This is a genomic window from Deinococcus radiophilus (genome assembly GCF_020889625.1).
GTDB classification, from domain to species: Bacteria; Deinococcota; Deinococci; order Deinococcales; family Deinococcaceae; genus Deinococcus; species Deinococcus radiophilus.
Genome location: NZ_CP086381.1, coordinates 58,438 through 79,338 on the forward strand (window position 1 = coordinate 58,438; position 20,901 = coordinate 79,338).

Here is a 20,901-nt window from a genome sequence, read left to right on the forward strand (position 1 = left end):
GGGCTGCTCCTTGAAGGTGGTTCGCTTTGCCGCTGCGCGGCGGATCGGTGATGGACGGTGGACTGGCGGAAGGGAAGAAATGTTACGTCGCAGACGTCCCGCCATACTGGCGTACCGCTGCAAACGCCTGCGCGATCAGGGCAGGGTCCTTGACGCCACGTTCCCGCTCTAGCCCGGAGTTGAAGTCCAGGCCCAGCACGCCGGTCTGCAGCGCGGCGCGGGCGTTGGCGGGATTCAGGCCCCCAGCCAGCAGGGAGCGGGATTTCAGCTCGGTGGGGACACGCAACCAGTCGAAGGTCTGCCCGGTGCCGCCTGCGCCGTTATCCAGTACCCAGCGGTCCACGGCCTCGCCTGGTTGCGGCTGCCCCGCGGCCATGTCCAGCGCGTACCAGACCTGCGCGCCTTCTGGCAGGGCCGCGCGGAGTGCGCGGATAAACCCGTCGTCCTGCCCTCCATGCAGCTGAACGGCATGCAGCGGCAAGGCCTGCGTGAGCGCAGCAGCTTCGGCTGGGTCATGGCCGGTGTAGACCGCGACATAATCCAGCTCCGGCGCGGCGGCGATGATGGCGCTGGCCTGCTCCACGCTGACGCGGCGCGGCGAAGCGAGGGCGAAAATCAGTCCGCCGTACACGGCCCCGGCAGCAGCGGCAGTCTGGGCGGCTTCCGGAGTGGTCAGCCCGCACACCTTGTGTTTGCCGTAGATGAGGCGGCGGGCAGCGCGGTCCACATCCTTTTCGCCGCAGAGTGACGACCCCACCAGAAAGCCGTGAACCTGCGGAGCGATGCGGCGCACGGTCGCGTTGTCCTTCAGGCCTGATTCGGCCACCAGCAGTGTGCCTGCTGGCGCAAGTGGCGCGAGCTGTGCTGAGCGGCCCAGATCAATCGAAAGATCACGCAGGTCGCGGTGGTTGATACCGATGATTCCGGCCCCCAGTCGGGCGGCGCGCTCCATTTCGGTTTCGCTGCTCACTTCGGTCAGGATGTCCAGCTCCAGCCGCTCTGCCACCTCGGCCAGGTGGGCATACTTGGTGTCGTCCAGCACCGAGAGCATCAGCAGCGCCGCGTCGGCGCCGTGGTACCGGGCGGCCAGCAGCTGCACCTCGTCCACGATGAAATCCTTGCACAGCACCGGCAGGTGGGTGGCGAGCGCCACGGTTTGCAGGTGGGCGTAGTCGCCACCGAAAAAGTCCGGTTCGGTCAGCACCGAGATGGCGGCCCCGTACCGCGAATAGGTCCGGGCCAGCTCGGCGGGGCGGTAGTCGGGCCGGATCGCGCCGAGGCTGGGGCTGGCGCTTTTGCATTCCAGGATAAAGGCGCTTCCCGGCTCCAGCGCGGCCCGCAGGCTGCGGCGGCTACGCGGCAGGGTGTCGGCCCTCAGGTCAGCGTAGCGTTCACGCAGTTCGGGCACCCGCTGACGGCGCCGGGCCACGATCCCTTGCAGCACTTTACTCATGCGCCCACCGGCTCTTTCAGCCGCTCCACATGCTCGGCCACCCGTCCCGAGGCCAGTTGATCCAGCGCGGCGGCCACCCCGGCCCGCAGGCTGGGCGCGTCGCCGGTCAGATACAGCAGTGCCCCGGTGGCGGCGGCGATGGCCTCACGGTGCGCGTCCTGGCCGCGGCCTTCCATCACCTCGCGGATCATCCGGGCGTTGTCCTGCGCGGTGCCGCCGACCAGATCAGACAGGGGCCGGTCCTTGAGGCCCAGATCCGCAGGGGTCAGGGTGTGATGTTCGATGGCGCCGTCCTCCGTAACTTCGTAGACCTGGGTGGGACCGTGCAGCGCGATTTCGTCCAGCCCCGAGCCGTGAACCACCAGCGCGTGGGTGCGTCCCAACTGCGCCAGCGTGTTCGCCAACAGCGGGGCTACCTCGGCGCGGGCCACGCCCAGCAGTTGGCGGGTGGGCCGCGCTGGGTTGAGCAGTGGACCCAGCAAGTTCAGCAGCGTGGGCACGGCCAGGGCGCGGCGCAGCGGCATGATCCGGCCCACCGCCGGGTGGTACTGCGTGGCGAAGATATAGCAAAAATTGTGCTGCTCCAGTTGCCGGGCGGCTTCCTCTCTGCTCAGGCCAATGGGCAGTCCCAAGGCTTCGGCCAGGTCCGCTGACCCCGCCAGGCTGCTCACCGAACGGTTGCCGTGTTTGGCAACCGGCACACCCAGGCTGCTGGCGGCCAGCGCCGCCGCGGTAGAGATGTTGATGGTTCCGGCCATGTCGCCGCCGGTGCCCACGCAGTCGGCAATCGGGCGCTTCTGCTCCGGAAAGGGGAGGCATGCGTCCCGGTAAGCCAGGGCCGCTCCGGCCACTTCCTCAGCGGTTTCGCCGCGCGTTTTCATGGCGATCAGGAGTCCGGCCATCTGGCCTTCGGTAAATTCACCGTCAATCATGGCCTGAAAGGTGCGCCGGGCCTCGGTACGGGTCAGGCGCTGTCCCAGCAGGGCAGATTTGAGCAGCTCGGGAGTGGGAATGTTGCGGGTCATTGGGTGGTCTCCTGGACAGTGGCTGCGAAAGTCGGCTGGCCGATGTGGCGCCCGGTCAGGAATTCCGCCGAGCGCAGCAACAATTCACGGCCACGCGGGGTCAGCAGGCTTTCGGGGTGGAACTGAAAGCCCAGTGCGGCGTGCTGCCGATGTTCTGCGGCCATAGAGATACCGTCTATTTCAGCCAGCGAGTGCAGCGTGGGGGGCAGGTCACGGCTGCCCAGCGAGTGGTAGCGCGCCACGCTGAGTGGACCCAGGCCAGCAAACAGCGGGTGCCCTTCGCTGCCAGTCAGCGTGAGCGTCTGGGCCTCACCGTGAACTGGGCCGACGCGCCCGACCGCTCCGCCGCTGGCCTCTATCAGGGCCTGAAAGCCCAAGCAGATGCCCAGCACTGGATGGCGTCCCAGCGCGGCGCGCAGCAGTGGCATCAGCTCGCCGGCGTCCTGCGGGTGGCCCGGCCCTGGTGACAGCACCAGCACCCCGGGCCGCCGCGCCAGCCGCGCCAACAGATCAGCGGCCGGAACGTTGTTGCGGTATACCTCCACGTTCATTCCCGCTGAGGCGAATTCGTCCAGCAGGTTGTACACGAACGAATCAAGGTTGTCGAGCAGCAGAATGTCGGGCCGGCTCATGCGCCCACCTCTACCTGGGCGGCCACAGGCGGGCCGCTTCTTTCACGCTTCTGGGCGGCGGCCACGGCCAGCAAGACTGCCCGCGCCTTGGCTTCGGTCTCGGCGGCCTCGGCGGCGGGGTCGGAGTCGCGTACCACGCCCGCGCCAGCTTGGACGGTGCAGACCCCACCCTGCACGAATCCTGAGCGAATCACGATGCAGGTGTCCAGGTCGCCGTTTCCGGCCAGATAGCCCACCGCCCCGCCGTAGGAGCCGCGCCGCTCACCCTCGGTCTGGCGGATCAGGTGCATGGCTTCCAGCTTCGGTGCGCCGCTCAGCGTGCCCATGTTCATGCAGGCGCGGTAAGCGTCCAGAGCGTCCAGTTCGGGGCGCAGCTCGGCCACCACCCGGCTGACTAGGTGCATCACCTGCGAGTAGCGGTCCACCTGCAGCAGTTCGGCCACCTGGCGGGTGCCGGGCACCGCCACCCGCGCCAGGTCGTTGCGGGCCAGGTCCAGCAGCATCAGGTGTTCGGACAGTTCTTTGTGGTCCAGCCGCAGTTCCAGCTCCTGCCGGGCGTCGCGCTCAGGGCAGATCTGCCCCCGCTCATCCCGTCCCCGTGGCCGCGTTCCCGCGATGGGGTACAGCTCGGCCTGGCGCGTCTGCGCCGTGAACTTCAGCGCCGATTCCGGCGACGCCCCAAACAACTCGAAATCGCCGGCGTCCAGATAAAACAGGTAGGGGCTGGGATTCAGCCGTTTCAACTCGGCGTAGGCCGCCAGCGCGTCCGGGCAGGGCAGGCTGAACCGCCGCGATGGCACCACCTGATAGATGTCCCCGGCAGAGATGTGTTCTTTGAGTTCCTCTACCTGGGCCATAAACTCCGGCGTGGAGGGGAAGGATCGGTGCTCCGGAATTTCGGCGTTTGGTGTGGATGGAGGAGTCGTACCCGTCACAGCCGAGTCCGACAACTGCTCCGATAGGGCCGCCAGCCGTTTACCCACGCTGCTCTGCGTTCCGCTGGTCGCCAGGCCCAGCAGCGTGGCCGTTTCCAGTTGGTGGTCCAGCACCAGCGCCGTCTCGGCCAGATAAAAGCGGTAGTCGGGGCAGGTGTTGACGCCTGGCGGGACAGTGGGCAATTCCTCGAAGGTGTCCAGTAAGTCAAAGCCGAACACGCCCAGCAGCAGGGGTTGGAGCTCATCTGCACCGCCCAGCGCCCGTTGCAGCACCCGCAGTGGCTCCAGATTGCCCGGAAATTGCAGCCGCTCGGCTTCGTTCAGGCCAGCTGGCGCGGGCGGAAAAGTCAGGGTGCGGCCTTGGTCGCTCGTGGCGCAGACAAACTCGGGCAGCGCGGCGTCCAGATATTCCAGCGCCGCCTGCCCCGTCTCGCTCAGCGCTTCGGCGGTCACGTCCTGACCGTGACAGGTCAGCCGTAGGGCCGGCGAGAGCAGCATCAGGCTTCTCAGGTGGGCTTTGGACTTCACGTCGGCGGATTCCAGCAGGACGCTTTCCCCGCGGGGGCGCAGCAGACGGAAAGTGGCCAGCGCGTCGGCGCGGTACGGGGCGGAAACGGTCAGGGGACAGAACTGGGTCATGGGCGTGGGCCTTTCTGAGAAAAGAGGAACTCTTTCTCGGCGGGCCAGTGCCAAAAAAAACGCCCGCCACCAGGAGCGAGCGGTCGGGGTCTGATTAACTGTAAGGAATCAGACGTGCCTGCGGCCAGCTCGCTCCGGCGAGGGCCACCACTGCTGCACATTCTGAAACAGGGACTGCATGGGGCGGAGTGTAGGCTCCGGCCATGCACTTTGTCAAGCGCGGCCGGGTCATGTGGCGAGGTGTTGGGCGGGCCGGGGTAGGCTGTGGCCTATGCGAATCCTGATCGTGGGCGGCGTGGCTGCCGGAATGAGCGCCGCGAGCCGGGCGCAGCGCCAGAACCCGGACGGCGAAGTGGTGGTGTATGAGGCGGGCGAATACATTTCCTATGCGGCCTGTGGCTTGCCCTATGTGCTGGGCGGCGAGGTGCGCGGCGAGGGGTTTGACCGCCTGGTGGTGCGGACCCCGGCGCAGATGCGCGGGCGCGGCATCTCGGTGCGGTTGGGGCACCGCGCCGAGGGGATAGATGCGCGGGCTGGAACCCTCACCGTGCGCGGCCCAGACGGGGTCACGACCACTGAACCCTATGACCGCTTGCTGCTCGCCACCGGCGCCGACCCGGTGGTGCCGCCCTTCGCCCAGACGGGGCTGGAAGGCGTGCATGTCCTTAAAACCATTCCAGGCGCGCAGGAGCTGGATGCCAGCTTGCGGGGGGCGCGGCGGGTCTGCATCATCGGCGGTGGGTACATCGGGTTGGAAATGGCCGAGATGCTCCGGGCACGCGACCTGAGTGTGGTCGTGGTGGAGCGGCTTCCTGACCTGGCGACCATTCTGGATGCGCCGCTGCGGGTACCGATTCGCGGTGCCCTCCACCGTCATGGGGTGGATGTCCGCACCGGGGTCACGGTGACGGGCTTGCAGGGCCAGGGGCGCGTGAGCGGCGTAGAAACCGATGCGGGCCTGATCCGCGCCGATACCGTGCTGGTGGCGGTGGGCGTGCGCCCCAACACCGAGCTGGCCGAGGCGGCTGGAGCCAGGCTGGGGGAGACGCGGGCTGTGGCCGTGAATCGGCGACAGGAAACGAGCGTTGCGGGTATCTACGCAGCGGGCGACAATACTCAGGCGACTCACCGTGTGACCGGGCAGCCCGTCTGGGTGCCGCTGGGCCTGACTGCCAACCGAATGGGCCGCGTAGCGGGGGTGAATATGGCGGGTGGCGACGCCAGTTTCCCCGGCATTGTGGGCACCGGCATTTTCAGGACTTTTGAGCTGGGCGTGGCGCTGACCGGCGTGACGCAGGCTCAGGCAGAGGGGGCAGGCCTGGACGCCGTCTCAGTGGACCTGAGCAGTACGGACAGCGCCGGGTATCATGTCTCTTCCCAACCGGTCCACATCCGGCTGACGGGTGAAAAAGGCACGGGCCGCCTGCTGGGAGCGCAGATTGTGGCTGAAAATCACCTGGCCGCCAAACGGATTGACGTGATCGCCGCGCTGCTGGGTGTGGGGGCCACCGTGGAGGACCTGTTTGAGACTGACTTGGCCTACGCCCCGCCTTTTTCCAGCACCTGGGACTTTCCGCTGGTGGCGGCAGACAAGTTGCTTCGCCAGCTGTAAAGGCTGCCTCGGAGACTTGCGGAGGTGGGCATCTGTGGCATGCGTCCACGGGTTGTCTGCGAGCAGACGGGCACAGCTCCACAGGAGAGCGAGGAGACAGCGACTGGCTTGGAACCTCACCCCCATGTTCCGGATGACCTCTAGGGCTTTGGCTGGGTTAGAACCGACCCCCAAAGCTCTGTAGCGGAGAGTAGCTCCGGGTTCAGCGGCAGTCGTGTTCCAGCAGATAGGCCCGCAGTCCGCTCAGGTTGTCGGTGTTGATCTGGTCTACGCCCGCGCCGATCAGGGCCTGCCACAGCGCAGGGCTTTCTGGGGTGGCCCAGAAGCGCACCCGCTGACCGTTCGCGTGGGCCTGGCCGACGATTTCGCGCAGCTTTTGCTGCTCGGCGGCAGGAAACTCCCCCGTGCCGTCCCAGGAAAAAGTCTTGGTCCAGTTGTCGCTGATGATCGGAATCAGTGAGGCAGGAGCAGCGCCGCCCAGGTCGCTTAGGCGGCCATCCATGCCTGCGTAGCGCAGTGCCTGGGCCTGCATGGTGGCAGGTACCCGGTTGCCTGAGATGATCACGGTGACCGCTCCTGGCGTCACCGTACCGTTGTCGTAGCGGGTCAGCAGGTCGCTGTAACCTGCCAGCACCCGGTCAATGGCCTGGTAGGTGGCTTCGGCCTCGTCCTTCACGTCAATGTAGAGGGTCAAGCTCTGCCCGCCCGGATAGATGTGGCCCCCGTTCTGCGCGGCGATCTGGCGCAGCGGTTCGAGATACAGGGTCTGAAGGGTCCGGCCCGGCTGAAGCTGGCTGGCTTCATGGGCCACCAGCAGTTCATTGCCACGCAGAAACACGTCGCTTTCCACGCTGGTAAAGCCCTGCGCCAGTGCGTCCAACAGCGGGCGGTCATGCTCGTAATCGTTGTGGGCGTGCGCACGTGGCAGGGGTGACGCGATCCTGACCGTTTGCGAGACAGGCGTGCCAGTCACAGGCGTATCCGGCTGCACGGTGGCCGCCGGAGCGCAGGCCCCCATGAGGGCTAAGAGGATGAGCAAGGAAGCGGTCAGCAGCCTATTCATGTGGGTAGCCTAGGTGCTGGCTGTCAGCTTCTGGTCTGTCATTGAGCGCCGGAGATAGATCTCGCCCCACCCCGCAAGTCGTAGCGATGGCAGCGGTGTACTGGCCCCGCCGCCAGCGTGACGGCAGAGGCTCTTCAGGAAACCGGGACCGCACTCACAGCCGGACTGGGTCGGCTGCGCCGTTTGCACGTAGCATTTTCTCCCAAAAAAAATGAGTTTCAATCGGATTGAACAAAATTCACACGAGTGCAGTTGAATTTTTTCGGTGACCCCTGGGTCCGGTTTATGTCCCCAGCGCCCAGACTTCATCCATCAGTCGCTCGGCCTCGGCGGGGTCGTGGGTCACCAGGAGAATGGGCAGACTCAGTTCGTCCAGCACGCTGAGCAGCTCTGCACCCAGAGCCAGGCGCAGGCTCGGGTCCAGCGCGGCGAACGGTTCGTCCAGCAGCAGTGCCCGTGGTGAGGCCATCAGCGTGCGGGCCAGGGCGGTGCGCTGCGCCTGGCCGCCTGAAATCTGGTGGGGATAGAGCCCGGCCACCCGGCTCAGTTCTAGGCGGTCCAACCAAGTGGTGACCTGGCGGTCCAGTTCTCCTCGGCGCGGATTCAGCCAACCCTGCCGGGTGCCGAAGGCGACATTCTGTGCCACCGTCAGGTGGGGAAAGAGGGCATAGTTCTGAAACATGTAGCCCACGCGCCGCTGTTGCGGAGGTCGCCAGATGTCCTGGGCCGTGTCTTGCAGTGTCTCGCCGCTCAGCCGGACATACCCCCGGTCAGCCCGGACCAGACCGCTGATGGTTTGCAGCAGCAGGCTCTTGCCTATGCCCGACGGCCCACTGACGGCTACCCGTGCAGCATGGCTGTGCCGACACACCTCCAACACGAAGCGGTCCGGCCCTCGGCCCAATGCTGAGACAAAATTCAGATCCCATACCGGCGCGCTCACGTGACCCGCCCTGCAGGCGTGGGCGGCGAGAGCCAGTGCGCCAGCAGCAGCGTCACCATACAGACCAGCGAGGTGATCAGTACCAGCTGCCATGCCAGGCCATCTTGGCCTGCCTGCACCGCGTCGTAAATGCCGATGGAGAGGGTCTGGGTCTGCCCCGGAATACTGCCCGCAATCATTAGGGTGGCTCCAAATTCTCCCAACGCCCGCGCAAAGGCCAACAATAGACCCGAAAGCAGCGCCCGCCACGCCAGCGGCAACGTGACCCGGAAAAAGGTGGCCGCCCGGCCCAGCCCCAGCACCCAGGCCGCCCCTTCCAGCTCACGGTCGCTGGTCTCGAATGCGGCCCGCGCCGGGCGGAAGACCAGGGGAAAGGACACCACAGTCGCGGCCAGAATCGCCCCTGACAGCGTAAAGACGAGCTGAATCCCCAGGCCCGAGAGCAGTGGTCCCAGCACACCACCCTGCCCCACCAGGACCAGCAGATAATAGCCCAGCACGGTGGGCGGTAGCACCATCGGCAGGGTCAGCAGTGCGTCAATCAGGTTGCGCCCTGGCCAGCGGCTGCGGGCCAGCCACCAGCCTGCCGCCGTGCCCAGCACCAAGTTGATGGCCGTAGCCCAGATTGCCACCTGCAACGACAGCAGCAGCGGTTGCCAACCTGACGCCAGTTCCGACATACGGCGATCAGCTTAGAGCATTCGGCGGTGAGCGACGACTTCGCGGCTGTGACACGCCTAGCGTGCGGCCCACTGCCGTTACTCGGGCCGCTCTGTCAAAAAGCCTGCCGCCTCCAACGTGGCCTGTGCCTGCGGGCCGTTCAGGAATTCCAGCAGTGGCTCGGCTGCGGCGGGGGCGCGGCCAGTGACAGCAGCCTGGTATTCCACAGGCGTTTGGAGTGGCAGTGTGACCACCGTTTGCACGTCATCCGCCATCACCGCGGCGTCGGTGGCGTAGACCATGCCGGCCCCGGCCTCGCCGCGGGCCACCCAGTCCAGCACCTGCCGCACGTTCTGACCGTAGACCAGCCGCTCTTGCAAACTGGGCCAAACGCCCAGATCGGTCAGTGAGGCCTGTGCGTAACGGCCAGCAGGAACGCTGTCAGGCTGACCCACCGCCACACGCGGCTGCTTGGCCAGCCATTCCAGCGCGGCGGGAAGATCGTCCCCCCCTGGGGCCGTGGCCGCGGCTGGGGCGATCAGCACCAGACTGTTGTAGGCCAGGGTCTGCGGTGAGCCAGCCAGCAGGTCCGCTTCCTGAGCCTGGGTCATGGTCTTGGTGTCGGCGCTGAGCAGCACGTCGATGGGTGCGCCCTGGCGCAGCTGTTGCAGCAGCGTGCCCGACGCCCCGGTTGTGACCTGCACTGCCACCTCAGGGTGCTGCTTGGTGTATTGCTCAGCCAGGTCGTTGGCCACCTCCTTCAAGCTGGAGGGCGCGGCCAGGGTCAGGCGGGCAGCTGAAGTTGCCCTCTCCGTCTGCACCGTTTCCGCAGTCGCCTCTGCGCTTTCCGTCTGTCCTGGCGCTGTTTCCGGAGCCGAGCAGGCCATGAGCCACAGGGAAAGACTGAGAGAAGCCAGAGGCCGACGAAAAAGGTGGGCAGCAGTCATATGCTCAATGTAATGCTATTCACACTAATGGAACTTGGCCTGTTCAGCATTCTCGCCGCGCAGTCCCGGCCGTGTTCAGTGCAGCTTAGACTGACGCCCCGCCTCGCGTAGAAAGGCCGTCAGGGCGCGGTGTTCCGGTCCCTGGGTCGCCGTGGGTGGAGTGACCAAAAGCTGGGTGATGCCCACCAGTGGGGCTTCAATGCCTAGGGTGGCGATGAGTCCCAGGTCACGTTCGCGCTGCACGAATTCGCGCGGGAGCAGCGCCACGCCGTGTCCGTCCAGCAGCGCCTCACGTACGCCGATCAAGCTGCCCAGTTCCAGGCTCTTAGGAGTGATGCCCGCCTCCTGCAGCAGCCGCTCGGACTGGCGCCGTACCGATGAGGTCCGCACTGCCCACAAGAAAGTTTCGTCTTCCAGGGTGTTCAGTGGGGTGTAGCGCAGGTCGGCCAGTGGGTGTTTGGCGGGCAGGGCCACCACCAGCTCGTCCTCGCCCATCGGCTGGGTGTCCAGCTTGTCGGTAGGCACCGACACTGGCCCGAGAATCAGGGCGGCGTCCAGGTGACCGCTCATGACTGCGCCCGCCAGTGTGCTGGAGTCACCGACCAGGAGCTGCAGTTGCAGGCGCTGAGCGGCGGCGTCCGTCACCAGATCGTAGGCCCGGCGGCCTAACGAGTAGGCCAGACCTAGCCGCAACACCCGCTCGGGCCGCTCCTGCACACCGGCGATATGGTCGCTGACTTGCCGCAGCGAACGGGCCACCGCGTGGGCATAAGGCAGCAGGTTCTCACCGGCGGGCGTCAGGCTAACGCCGTGGGCCTTGCGGCGGTACAGCGGCTCGCCGAACTGGTCTTGCAGGGCGCGGAGTTGGCTGCTGACCGTGGGCTGGCTGAGATTCAGTTTCTCGGCGGCGCGGCTGACGCTGCCCAGTTCAGCCACCACCGAAAAGGCCACCAGTTGATCCGAGCTGACTTTCATGGTTTCCCATTATAGCCACAACGAATAAGACGGCAGGATTATCGGCCTAGTATCAGCGAAGATAATATGTCGGCACAGCGGGCGGTCGGACTTGACCAGAAATAATAATTGACTTTGGTGAACAATAGCCCTAGGATAATCCAGCCGCGCCCCACCCGTGGGCGCCTGCCAACCTGTGGGTCTATTTCTCAGCCAGAGCCTGCCTCTAGCTGCTCCTGGAGGATTCCTATGTCTCTTGATTCCCCTGCTGCCACGTCTCTTACGGATCAGCTGCATGACGAGCAGATCCTGCGTTTTCTGGGCGGGCTGTGGCAGCTCAACCGCCGTCTCAAGTCCGACATCTTGCCGCTGCTGACACCCCTGAACCTGGATCTGCGGCTGTATTTCATCCTGCTGAACATCCGGCGTGGTCAGGTGCATCCCAAGGCCATCGCTGAAAATCTCGACTTTCCGGCCAGCCTGCTCAGTCGCTATCTGGAACAGTTGCGCACCTCAGGCTATATCGAGCGCCAACTGGACCCCGCCGACTCCCGGCGTATCCGGCTGGAGCTGACTCCAGCAGGCGTTCAAGTCCTGGAAGACGCCATCAACGCCATCAAGCTCCGGGCCAGCGAGCGCCTACAACACCTGGACCCGGCGCGGCTGGACGCCCTGCTGGAAGCCATCGAACTCCTCTCCGATCTGGACTTGCAGCCTCAGGACGCCGAGTCGAACAAATCTCCTTTCCCCAAACCCTCCGAGGAGCCCGTATGACTGCACTGACCGAAACCGAAACTCGACCCACGGCGCCTGACCTGCTGCCGCACTACACCGAGGCCGAGCGCCGAACCACCCTCACTGGCCTGATGGTGGTCTTTTTGCTGGCGGCCCTCAGTCAGAACGTGGTGGGCACCGCCATGCCGCGCATCATTGAGGACCTGCACGGCTTTAACCTCTACGCTTGGGTCACCACCGCCTACCTGCTGGCCAGTACGGTGATGGTGCCGATCTACGGCAAGCTTTCAGACCTGTACGGGCGCAAGCCAGTCCTCATCTTCGGGATCGTGGTCTTTTTGCTGGGTAGCGCCCTGTGCGGTCTGGCCGGTGAACCCTGGATGGGCAATGTCCTGGGCGGCGGCATGAATCAGCTGATCGCTTTCCGGGCGGTGGCTGGCTTCGGTGGCGCCGCGCTGTTTACCACAGCTTTTACCATCCTGGCTGACATGTTCGATCCTGCGGAGCGGGCCAAGTTCGGTGGCCTGTTCGGCGCTATTTTCGGCCTGAGTGCGGTGGTCGGCCCGGTGATTGGCGGATTCCTGACCGATACGCTGTCCTGGCGCTGGACCTTTTACGTCAACCTGCCGCTGGGCCTGTTTGCCCTGTTCCTGATCGCGGCCAAGATGCCGCGCGTCGGTCAGCGCACCGGGGGCAAGATCGACTTCTGGGGTGCCGCACTGATCCTGGGCGCGACGGTGCCGCTGCTGCTGGCCCTGACCTGGGGTGGCGTGACCTACCCCTGGACCAGCCCCACCATTCTGGGCCTGCTGGGTGGTGCTCTGGTCAGCCTGCTGGCCTTCTTGTATGCCGAAACGCGCGCCTCCGATCCCATCATTCCGCTGAGCCTGTTCCGCATTCCGATGTTCAGCACTGGCAACCTGGCCTCGTTTGTCGTCGGCATGGCCTTTTTCGGGGTGGTGATGTTCCTGCCGCTGTACATGCAGATGGTGCTGGGCGTATCGCCCACGGCCAGCGGGATGAGCATGCTGCCGCTGATGGCGGGCCTGATGGGTTCTAGTATTCTGGCGGGCAACCTGGTCGCCAAAAGTGGCAACTACAAGCCCTGGATGATCGGCGGGGGCATCCTGCTCGTGCTGGGCATGTGGACCCTGACCGGCCTGCACGCTGACTCGACCCTGCCCGACCTGTACTGGCGGATGTTCCTGGTGGGCCTGGGCCTCGGCCCGTCGCAGAGCCTCTTTACCCTTGCCATTCAGAATGCTGTCCCTGTACGTGAACTGGGCGTGGCCACCTCGTCCAGCCAGTTCTTCCGCCAGATCGGCTCGACCATCGGGGCCGCTGTGTTCGGCACCTTGCTGATGAACAACCTGCATACCGAACTGCCCCGCCATCTGCCGCAGATGCCCGGTGCACAGATGGACGCCAGCAACATTGACCTTGGTGCGCTGCGGGCGGCAGGCAGCGGTCAGGGCGGCCCCGGAGAAAAAATCAAACAGGCCTTCTCTGAGCAGTACACCCTGATTGAGCGGGCACTGGACGGCGACGCCGCCGCAGTGCGGCAGGTTCAGGCCAACACGCAACTGCCTGAAGAGCTGCGCACGCTGGCGACCGGCGGCTTGCAGGCGCAGGTGCATGAAAAGCTGAGCACTCAGGCTGCAGCGATTCAGTCGGCACTGGCCCAGGGTGAGCCGGGCCGTGAAGCCCTGCTGAACCGGGCGGACACTCCGGAAGCCTTCAAGACCCAACTGCGGGAACTCCCGGCGCAGGCGCTGGCGACTCCGGCTGCGGCGCAGGCCACCGCACAGCAGGTTTCAGCCGGCGTCCTGGCCAGTGAGCCACAGGTCTATGCCCAGGCCAAAGCACAGACCCTGAGCACCCTCAAGACGCAGCTGGATAAAGAAGGGAGCCGTTTGGCAAACGAAGTGAATACCGGCCTCAAAGAAGGCTTTACGGCGGCCATGACCCGTATGTTCGGCAGCGCGATTTGGTTCGCAGCTCTGGGTCTGCTGATCACGTTGTTCGTGCCAGTTCTGCCCCTGGTCAGCCGCCGCTCTCCCGCTGCAGGGGACACCACCAACCCCGACGCACCCGCTGTCCCCAACTGATCCGCAGCACCAAATTCTGTCGATAAGGTCCACCGCACCCCTACACTGGAGCGGTGGATAATTTTTTGAGATTACCACTGGCAGCGCCGCAGCAGTAAACAATTGATAACAATAATAACCTTATGGTTTGCATAAATAAGCTATATCGCGTTTAGTTATAGGTGGGGCACCTCACGGCAGGGGTGACATATTCCACCCTCTAATAAGGTATGAACACTTCAATATCACGCGAACGAATTGTGATTGTGGGGGGCGGAGCCGGAGGCATCAGCCTGGCCTCGCGCCTGCTCCGTGATGGGGTCAAGGCCCAGATCACCGTGATTGATCCTGCCGAGGTGCATTTTTATCAGCCGTACTGGACGCTGGTGGGCGGCGGGGTCGTTCAGGCCCTGGACAGCGCCAAGCTCATGAAAGACGTGATGCCCAGCGGGGTGGAGTGGCTGCGCGAGGCTGTGGTGGACCTTCAGGCGGCCAAAAAGCAGCTGACCACCGACGCTGGACGCATTGTAGAGTTCGACTACTTGGTGCTGGCTCCCGGCATTCAGATCGACTGGGACAAGATTCCTGGGTTCCGCGAAACACTGGGTAAAGGCGGCGTGTGTTCTATCTACGATTTCCGGCAGGCTGAGAAAACATGGGAGATGGTCCGCACCTTCCGGGGCGGTCACGCCATCTTCAACGGGGCTGCGACCCCGATCAAGTGTGGCGGCGCTCCAATGAAGATCATGTTTCTGTCGGAAGAAACCTTCCGCGAGAACGGCGTGCGTGGCCGGACGCCGGTCAAGTTCAAGACCCCGGGTGGAGTGATATTCGGCGTGAAGGAATATGCCGACGCCCTCACCAAAGTGGTGCGTGAGCGTGACATCCAGACTGAGTTTGGGCACACTTTGCAGCGCATTGAGCCGATGACCAAAGAGGCGACCTTCACCGTCCAGAAGCCCGGCGGCAGCCAGGAAACCTACACCGAGCGGTACGACCTGATGCACGTTACACCGCACATGAGCGCCCCGGACTGGATCAAGCGCTCGGATGTCGCCGTGGCCGACGGGCCACTCAAGGGCTGGGTCAAGGTAGACGCCCACACCCTGCAAAGCCCCGATTTTCCGTATGTCTTCGCGCTGGGTGACGCGGCGGGTCTGCCGGGCCATCCCAAGACCGGAGCCGCTGTCCGCAAGCAGTACCCGGTGGTCGCCAAGAACCTGCAAACGGTGATGAAGGGCTTTCCTCCGACCAACTTTTATGACGGCTACTCCAGCTGCCCGATCGTCACCGGGCGCAGCAAATTAATTCTGGCGGAGTTCGTGTATGGCAACCGCATCAAATCCAGCTTTCCTAGCTTCATGCCTTCCGACACAGAACGCTACGACTCGTGGCTGCTCAAGCGCTACGGCCTCGCACCGATGTACTGGTACGGCATGTTGAAAGGCCTGGTCTGAACTGCTCCCCCTGGTTTCCTGCACCTAAGGCGTCCTGCACAGGGCATGTGGCCGACTCTCACAGGTCGTTATCAGCGCAAAGACTGCTTGTTGATGCGGGGTCCTGGGGACCACTGGGCAGGGTAAACTCCCGCTTCTGGTCTGCCCAGTCAAAACGGCAGCGACCTGCATTTTTGGCGGCGTACAGTCGCTCATCTGCGCGGCGAATCAGCGCCGATAACATCTGCCCCGGCAGTTCGCCGGTGTGAACCCCGCCTCCGCTGACCGAAAGCGGCGGAAGGCCAGCGGCAGGGGAGAGTCGCAGGTTCTTCTGAATCCGCCCGGCCCGTTGCTGGGCTTCTGGGACAGTCGCGCCGTCCAGCAGCATGATAAATTCCTCGCCGCCCCAACGCCCAACCAAGTCATGTGGGCCAGCGACGCTGCTCAGCACGTGCGCGGCATAGATTAGGGCCTGGTCTCCCTTTTGATGCCCGTGCTGGTCATTGACCTGCTTGAAATGATCCAGGTCCATCAGGAGCAGGACGCCACTGTGTTCTGGGGACAGCAGCCGCTCCTCAAGCTTTTGCTCGACCGTCACCCGGTTCAGGAGTCCAGTTATGCCGTCTTTGGTGGCCAGGTATTCCAGCTTTTCTGAGTGTCCAATTTCGCTGATCACCCGGTGGCCACTTTCGGAAATCAGGCTCATGGTGATGAGCAAGGCGGCCAGGTTGATCAAGTCAGGCAGTGGAGCGCCGCCAGTGAGGCCTGCCACCATACAAAGGCCAAGAAATGCCAGCCCTGAAACGACTGCCGCGATGTGGAACGGTGTTAAAGCGAAGGCTAACGCTGCCAGCACTGCCACACTGATCAGATCCCCTGCAGGAACCGTGCCGCCGTTGATCAGTTGCACGAGCATGGAGCGTCCTAGCCATAGGGCAGCCAGCACAACGGTCAGCAGCCCCATTGTCCGGATGGTACCCCGTTCGGTCAGTACGATGTACAGATTCACCAGACTGATTATCAGTCCAATAATCCCTACCACCTGCGTATAGATGACGGGCGGGGGCACCGAGGCGATCAGCAACATGTAGACATGCACCGCTACCGAGATCAGTGCCAGCGGTAGTGGTACGCGAAATCCTTCCACATCAGCCCCACTTTTTAGGAGGGTGGGGCACACTGGAGGGAAGATATGGGAAAACAGCGCAAAACTTGGTCACCTGAACTCAAGGAACAGATTGTTCTGGCTGTCCTGAGCGGGGAGCACACCATCGCAGAAGCTGCTCGTGAATACGAGGTCAGCGAGAGCTTGATTCACACCTGGCGTGCCCAGTTTCTGGAAGCGGGCCGTGCCCGCCTCCAGGGAGCCAGGCCGGATGCGGCTCAAAAGAAGCTGAAGAAGGAAGTCCAGCAGCTCAAGGCCATCATTGCGGATAAGGAATTGTCGCTCTACATCGCAAAAAAAATCCGGGGTCTCTGAGCGTAGATGAACTCCTGGCGTGCTATCAGGAGTTGCTCAGAGACCACCCGAAGCTCAGCCTCAGTCAATTTGCGGCTGAGGTTGAGCGTCCATATCATGTCCTGCGCGATGCCCGGCAGAACGCAGAGCGTTCTGCACAGCGGACGGAGCGACGTCAGCACGTCCTGGAAGAGGTACGGCTGAAAGCCCTTGAAGAGCCACTCAGCGGCTACCGTCTGATTTATCAGGCCCTACAACAAGATGTTCTGCGGCCTGCTCCGGGCCTCCATACTGTTCGTCGCTGCATGGTGGAGTTGAAGGTGCAGCGCCCAGTTCCCAGAAAGAAGCGCCGTCTGCCGGTGTCCCCTACGCCTATCGTTCTCTGGCCAGCGGGCCGCCGAATTCAGATGGATGCCACACGGCTCAGCCTACCGGACGGGATCTGCTGGGCTTATCTTGTCCTGGACGTAGAAAGTCGCGCACTGCTGCACATTGAAGTGGTCCGGAATCTCTCTGCCAGCAGCGCGGTCACCGCGCTGCAACGAGGAGTCCATGTGCTGCACCATCTCGGCATAGACGAGCAGCTCCTGATCATGACTGATGGTGGCTCAGATTTTACGTCTGGCGCATTCCAGGCGGCCTGTCAGGAGCCGGGCAACTGGGTACGGGCCAAGGTCTCACAGAAGCGAGGAATGGGCATCCTGGAAAGGCTCAACCGGACCTTCAAATATGACGGCGTCTTCCGGGAAGAATTGACGAATATTGCCCAGCTTCGTGCGTTCAGCACGAAGTTTAAAAACTGGTACAACTCTGGAAGGAGACATTCCAGTCTGGGGTATGCCTACCCCTGGGTTAAACTGCTGGAAGCTACGGAATCTTCGAACGTGGCCTGAAGGATTTTCCGTACCACTACCAGCACCGCCAGAACCATCCGGCGGCGTTCATATTGTTTGATTAAACGGGGCACTTGTTTTGGCGTCATTGTCTCTCTTTGGGGTTGCTGTCTCTCGGGTTCGTAGGCTAGCCCGCATGGCCTGACGCATTTCTTCCGGCGGCCAGACCAGCCAAATTATTTCATCTTAAGAAATAGGTGTTTGAACACCTAAATGCAGTCCAGGTGCCTGATTTATGCTGATCCTATGACCCAGCTTGCCCCGGCTCACTTTGAACTCGGTCTGCATACCTTTGTGCCGTATGCGGAACGCACCTCTTCTGGCCAGGCTGTCAGCCCACGGCAGGAAATCAGGAATCTGCTGGAACAGGCCCAGCTGGCCGACGAAGTGGGGTTAGATGTCTTTGCCATCGGTGAGCATCACCGCCCCGACTATCTGGCTTCGTCTCCGGCGACCCTATTGGCAGGAGTAGCGGCCACCACGCACAACATCCGACTGTCCAGTGCCGTGACCGTGCTGGGCACCGACGACCCGGTGCGGGTGTTTCAGCAATTCGCCACCCTGGATCTGCTGAGCGGTGGCCGCGCCGAAATCATGGCAGGCCGTGGCTCTTTTTCCGAGTCGTTCCCGCTGTTTCTAGGCCCCAGCCGCTTTGATTACGATCAGTTGTTCGCTGAGCGGCTAGAGCTGCTGTTGCGGCTGCGCGAGGAGACCCACGTGACCTGGCAGGGGCAAACCCGCCCCGCGCTGGGCGGTGAGGGCGTCTACCCACGCCCGGTACAAGACCCGCTGCCAGTCTGGCTGGCGGTGGGAGGAACTCCCGCGTCGGCGGTCCGCGCCGGGACGCTGGGCTTGCCGATGGCGCTGGCGATCATCGGCGGTGAACCGGAGCGTTTCGTGCCGTTTGCCGAGCTGTACCGCCGCGCCGCAGAGCAAGCCGGAACCACGGAGCAGACCCGGCTGAGCATCAACTCCCACGGCTTCGTGGCCCGCGGCGCGCAGGCCGCTGCCGACGCCTATTTCCCCGCCCACGCCGAGCAGATGAACCGCATCGGGCGTGAGCGCGGCTGGCCGCCACTGAGCCGCGCATCCTACGAGCGGGACCGCGAACTGCGTGGAGCATTGCTGGTGGGCGATCCGCAGCAAGTGACCGAGAAGATCCTTTATCAGCACGAGCTGTTCGGGCATGACCGCTGCTTACTGCAAACCGTCGGAATGATGGATCACCGTGACGTGATGGAATTTATCGAGCTGCTCGGCACCGAGGTGGCCCCAGCGGTGAGGGCTGAGGTGGCGCGGCGACGCGGCTGAGGGGCCACCCATGCCCAGCAAACTTTAGTTGATGAACCCGGTCACCACGCCGGCGCCCTGGGCCGTCTTGACACAGCTCACGACCGGATCATTGAAGCCCGCCTGTGAAATGGTGCCTTCACCCTTTGTCCAGCAAGCGGCGACGGCGGCGCGGGTGATGGTCCGTCCGGCCACTACGCTGGCGACCCTGGCTGCGTTGCTGGCCCCGTACGGTGGTGACGTGCCCTTGGTATAGCGCACGCTGTAGATGTTGCGGTTGGCGGCCTGTCCCGGCAGACGGTAGCGGGTCACCTGAAGCTGCTGGCCCTGCGGCAGCGGATAAGTATAGGTCCGCACCGGGTTGCGGCTGCCTTCCAGCACGCTGTCCCGCACCGGCCCGGTGCGGCAGCCCAGCTCCCGGCACAGCGCCGAGTCGTACACCGGGGCCTTGGTCCCCAGCAGCGGCGCAGCCTGCGCGGAGGCGAAGGTCAGGGTCAGGCCGGTCAGCAGCAGGGCTCTCTTCATAAGAAGGAAGGTAGCCGCTGAGGCTGACGGCGGCTTGAGTGGCCCAGGTAGGCCGCTTTAGGCTTTACTCTCCCCGCGCCGCCGCGAGCAGCTCGCCGCTCAGGACCGCCCCACGTACCCGCAGCACTTCGGGGCGGAAGTAGCGGTCCTCCTCCAGCGGGGGCATCCGCGTCCGCAGGGCTTTCCAGGCGCGGTCTACGCCGATGCCGGGGGCAAGCGGCTGGCGGGCATACTGAAAGTCCAGGCCCTGCGCCGCGCAGGCCAGTTCGATCGCCAGTACCCCGGCCACATTCTCCACGATCTCGCGTAGCTGCCGCGCCCCGTGTGCGCCCATGCTGACATGATCTTCCTGATTGGCAGAAGTAGGGATAGAGTCCACGCTGGCAGGGTGAGCCAGTACCTTGTTCTCACTGACCAGGGCAGCGGCGGTGTACTGCGCGATCATAAAGCCGCTACTCAGACCGCCCTGAGGGGTCAAGAACGCAGGCAGCCCACTCAGCGCCGGGTTGAGCAGCTGCTCGGTGCGCCGCTCGGAGATGCTGCCCAGTTCGGCGACGGCGACCTTCAGGACGTCAATCGTCACGGCCAGCGGTTGCCCGTGGAAATTCCCGCCAGAGACGACTTCGCCCGTGTCGGGGAAAATCAGTGGGTTGTCTGTGACCGAGTTGAACTCGGTTTGCAGGACCCGTTCGGCATGTTCCAGTGCATCCAGGCTGGCCCCGTGGACCTGCGGCACGGCCCGCAGGGAATAGGCATCCTGCACTCGCCCGTCGCCGGTCAGGTGACTGGGCGCGATCTCGGAGTCACGCAAGTGATCACGCAGCTCGGCGGCCACCGCCACCGCGCCGGGATGCGGGCGCAGACCCACCACGTCCGCTCCGAACGGGCGGTGAGAGCCGTATTTGGCCTCCACCGTCATGGCGGCGGCCAGGTTGGCGGTGTGCAGCAACGTGCGGGTGTCATGCATGGCCAGGGCCAGCAATGAACCCATCAGCTGCGTGCCGTTGATAAGCGCCAGTCCCTCTTTGGCCTGTAAGGTCAGCGGGTCTAGCCCCAGCTCACGCAGCACTTCGGCAGCGGGGCGCACCTCGCCGCCATACATCATCTCGCCCAGTCCCAGCAGGCCCAGCGTCAGGTGGGCCAGCGGGGCCAGATCGCCTGAAGCACCCACGCTGCCCTGGGCCGGGACCACCGGCAGCGCGTCAGCGTTCAGCAGGGCCAGCAGCAGTTCGACCACCTCGGGCCGCACCCCGCTGTGCCCCAGTGCCAGGCTCTGCGCCCGCAGCAGCAGCATTCCGCGCACCACTTCGCCGGGCAGCGGCTCGCCCAGCCCGATGGCGTGCGACACGATTAGGTTATGTTGCAGTTGCGCCAGCTGCTGGCGGTCAATCTGCACGTTCTCGAACCGGCCAAAGCCGGTGTTCACGCCATAAATGGCCGCGTCGCCTTCCACGATGCGCTCGATGATGGCGCGGGCTTTGGCGATGCGCTCACGGGCGGCTTCGGACAGCTCCACCGTTTCGCCGCCGCGCACCACGGCGATAAAGCCGCCCAGGGTCAGTTGTTTGTCCAGAATCATGCCTACAGGGTAAGCCAAAGTGCTGATGTGCCCA

General features: G+C 64.2%; 19 protein-coding genes. 7 read left to right on the forward strand and 12 right to left on the reverse strand.

The window, feature by feature from the left end:
- Positions 1-82: 82 nt before the first annotated feature.
- Genes trpCF through LMT64_RS11165 form a run of 4 tightly spaced genes read right to left on the reverse strand, consistent with a single transcriptional unit; the run spans position 83 to position 4,684 of the window.
- Positions 83-1,453 (reverse strand): bifunctional indole-3-glycerol-phosphate synthase TrpC/phosphoribosylanthranilate isomerase TrpF, encoded by a 1,371-nt coding sequence (gene trpCF / locus LMT64_RS11150; RefSeq protein WP_126353223.1) that lies wholly within the window; start codon positions 1,451-1,453, stop codon positions 83-85.
- On the reverse strand, positions 1,450-2,478 hold the full coding sequence (gene trpD, locus LMT64_RS11155; RefSeq protein WP_126353225.1) for an anthranilate phosphoribosyltransferase: 1,029 nt from the start codon (positions 2,476-2,478) through the stop codon (positions 1,450-1,452). The genes trpCF and trpD overlap by 4 nt, the downstream gene beginning before the upstream one ends.
- Positions 2,475-3,110, reverse strand: coding sequence for a glutamine amidotransferase-related protein (locus LMT64_RS11160; RefSeq protein ID WP_126353227.1), 636 nt, complete (start codon positions 3,108-3,110; stop codon positions 2,475-2,477). The genes trpD and LMT64_RS11160 overlap by 4 nt, the downstream gene beginning before the upstream one ends.
- Positions 3,107-4,684 (reverse strand): anthranilate synthase component 1, encoded by a 1,578-nt coding sequence (locus tag LMT64_RS11165; RefSeq protein WP_126353229.1) that lies wholly within the window; start codon positions 4,682-4,684, stop codon positions 3,107-3,109. Before LMT64_RS11165 ends, LMT64_RS11160 begins: the two co-directional genes overlap by 4 nt.
- A 271-nt stretch (positions 4,685-4,955) precedes the next feature.
- Between LMT64_RS11165 and LMT64_RS11170 the strand changes: the two genes are divergently transcribed.
- Positions 4,956-6,296 carry an FAD-dependent oxidoreductase gene (locus tag LMT64_RS11170; protein ID WP_126353231.1) on the forward strand — a complete coding sequence of 447 codons (1,341 nt, stop codon included), beginning with the start codon at positions 4,956-4,958 and terminating at the stop codon, positions 6,294-6,296.
- A gap of 202 nt (positions 6,297-6,498) precedes the next feature.
- Here the strand turns inward: LMT64_RS11170 and LMT64_RS11175 are convergent, their stop codons facing one another.
- From LMT64_RS11175 to LMT64_RS11195, 5 genes are all read right to left on the reverse strand, one after another.
- A complete protein-coding gene (locus tag LMT64_RS11175; RefSeq protein ID WP_126353233.1) occupies positions 6,499-7,359 on the reverse strand; it encodes a phosphatidylinositol-specific phospholipase C/glycerophosphodiester phosphodiesterase family protein in 861 nt (286 codons plus the stop codon).
- Between the two features lie 283 nt (positions 7,360-7,642).
- Positions 7,643-8,302, reverse strand: coding sequence for a sulfate/molybdate ABC transporter ATP-binding protein (locus LMT64_RS11180; RefSeq protein WP_229253497.1), 660 nt, complete (start codon positions 8,300-8,302; stop codon positions 7,643-7,645).
- Complete coding sequence (modB, locus tag LMT64_RS11185) at positions 8,299-8,982, reverse strand: molybdate ABC transporter permease subunit (protein ID WP_126353237.1); 684 nt, start codon at positions 8,980-8,982, stop codon at positions 8,299-8,301. Before modB ends, LMT64_RS11180 begins: the two co-directional genes overlap by 4 nt.
- A 78-nt stretch (positions 8,983-9,060) precedes the next feature.
- Complete coding sequence (modA, locus tag LMT64_RS11190) at positions 9,061-9,909, reverse strand: molybdate ABC transporter substrate-binding protein (RefSeq protein ID WP_229253498.1); 849 nt, start codon at positions 9,907-9,909, stop codon at positions 9,061-9,063.
- A 75-nt stretch (positions 9,910-9,984) separates the two neighbouring features.
- A complete protein-coding gene (locus LMT64_RS11195) occupies positions 9,985-10,884 on the reverse strand; it encodes a LysR family transcriptional regulator (protein ID WP_126353239.1) in 900 nt (299 codons plus the stop codon).
- A 228-nt stretch (positions 10,885-11,112) separates the two neighbouring features.
- Here LMT64_RS11195 and LMT64_RS11200 point away from each other — a divergent pair, with 228 nt between their 5' ends.
- The 3 genes from LMT64_RS11200 to LMT64_RS11210 all read left to right on the forward strand — a co-directional run bounded on the left by LMT64_RS11200 (position 11,113) and on the right by LMT64_RS11210 (position 15,142).
- Positions 11,113-11,637, forward strand: a complete 525-nt coding sequence (locus tag LMT64_RS11200; RefSeq protein ID WP_126353241.1) for a MarR family winged helix-turn-helix transcriptional regulator — start codon at positions 11,113-11,115, stop codon at positions 11,635-11,637.
- On the forward strand, positions 11,634-13,706 hold the full coding sequence (locus LMT64_RS11205) for an MDR family MFS transporter (RefSeq protein ID WP_126353243.1): 2,073 nt from the start codon (positions 11,634-11,636) through the stop codon (positions 13,704-13,706). The genes LMT64_RS11200 and LMT64_RS11205 overlap by 4 nt, the downstream gene beginning before the upstream one ends.
- Before the next feature lie 209 nt (positions 13,707-13,915).
- Complete coding sequence (locus LMT64_RS11210; RefSeq protein WP_126353245.1) at positions 13,916-15,142, forward strand: NAD(P)/FAD-dependent oxidoreductase; 1,227 nt, start codon at positions 13,916-13,918, stop codon at positions 15,140-15,142.
- Positions 15,143-15,200: 58 nt separating this feature from the next.
- On the opposite strand, the gene LMT64_RS11215 is transcribed toward LMT64_RS11210, so the two are convergent.
- Positions 15,201-16,268 carry a GGDEF domain-containing protein gene (locus tag LMT64_RS11215; protein WP_126353247.1) on the reverse strand — a complete coding sequence of 356 codons (1,068 nt, stop codon included), beginning with the start codon at positions 16,266-16,268 and terminating at the stop codon, positions 15,201-15,203.
- 45 nt (positions 16,269-16,313) lie between these two features.
- Between LMT64_RS11215 and LMT64_RS11220 the strand changes: the two genes are divergently transcribed.
- The 3 genes from LMT64_RS11220 (at position 16,314) to LMT64_RS11230 (ending at position 18,784) form a co-directional block, all read left to right on the forward strand.
- A complete protein-coding gene (locus LMT64_RS11220; protein ID WP_126352484.1) occupies positions 16,314-16,601 on the forward strand; it encodes a transposase in 288 nt (95 codons plus the stop codon).
- Between the two features lie 32 nt (positions 16,602-16,633).
- Complete coding sequence (locus LMT64_RS11225) at positions 16,634-17,473, forward strand: integrase core domain-containing protein (protein WP_229253119.1); 840 nt, start codon at positions 16,634-16,636, stop codon at positions 17,471-17,473.
- 246 nt (positions 17,474-17,719) lie between these two features.
- Complete coding sequence (locus LMT64_RS11230) at positions 17,720-18,784, forward strand: Atu2307/SP_0267 family LLM class monooxygenase (protein ID WP_126352828.1); 1,065 nt, start codon at positions 17,720-17,722, stop codon at positions 18,782-18,784.
- A 24-nt stretch (positions 18,785-18,808) separates the two neighbouring features.
- On the opposite strand, the gene LMT64_RS11235 is transcribed toward LMT64_RS11230, so the two are convergent.
- Together LMT64_RS11235 and hutH are read right to left on the reverse strand one after the other, a co-directional pair.
- Complete coding sequence (locus LMT64_RS11235; protein WP_126352829.1) at positions 18,809-19,288, reverse strand: hypothetical protein; 480 nt, start codon at positions 19,286-19,288, stop codon at positions 18,809-18,811.
- Positions 19,289-19,352: 64 nt separating this feature from the next.
- Positions 19,353-20,867, reverse strand: a complete 1,515-nt coding sequence (gene hutH, locus LMT64_RS11240; RefSeq protein ID WP_126352830.1) for a histidine ammonia-lyase — start codon at positions 20,865-20,867, stop codon at positions 19,353-19,355.
- Positions 20,868-20,901: the final 34 nt, after the last annotated feature.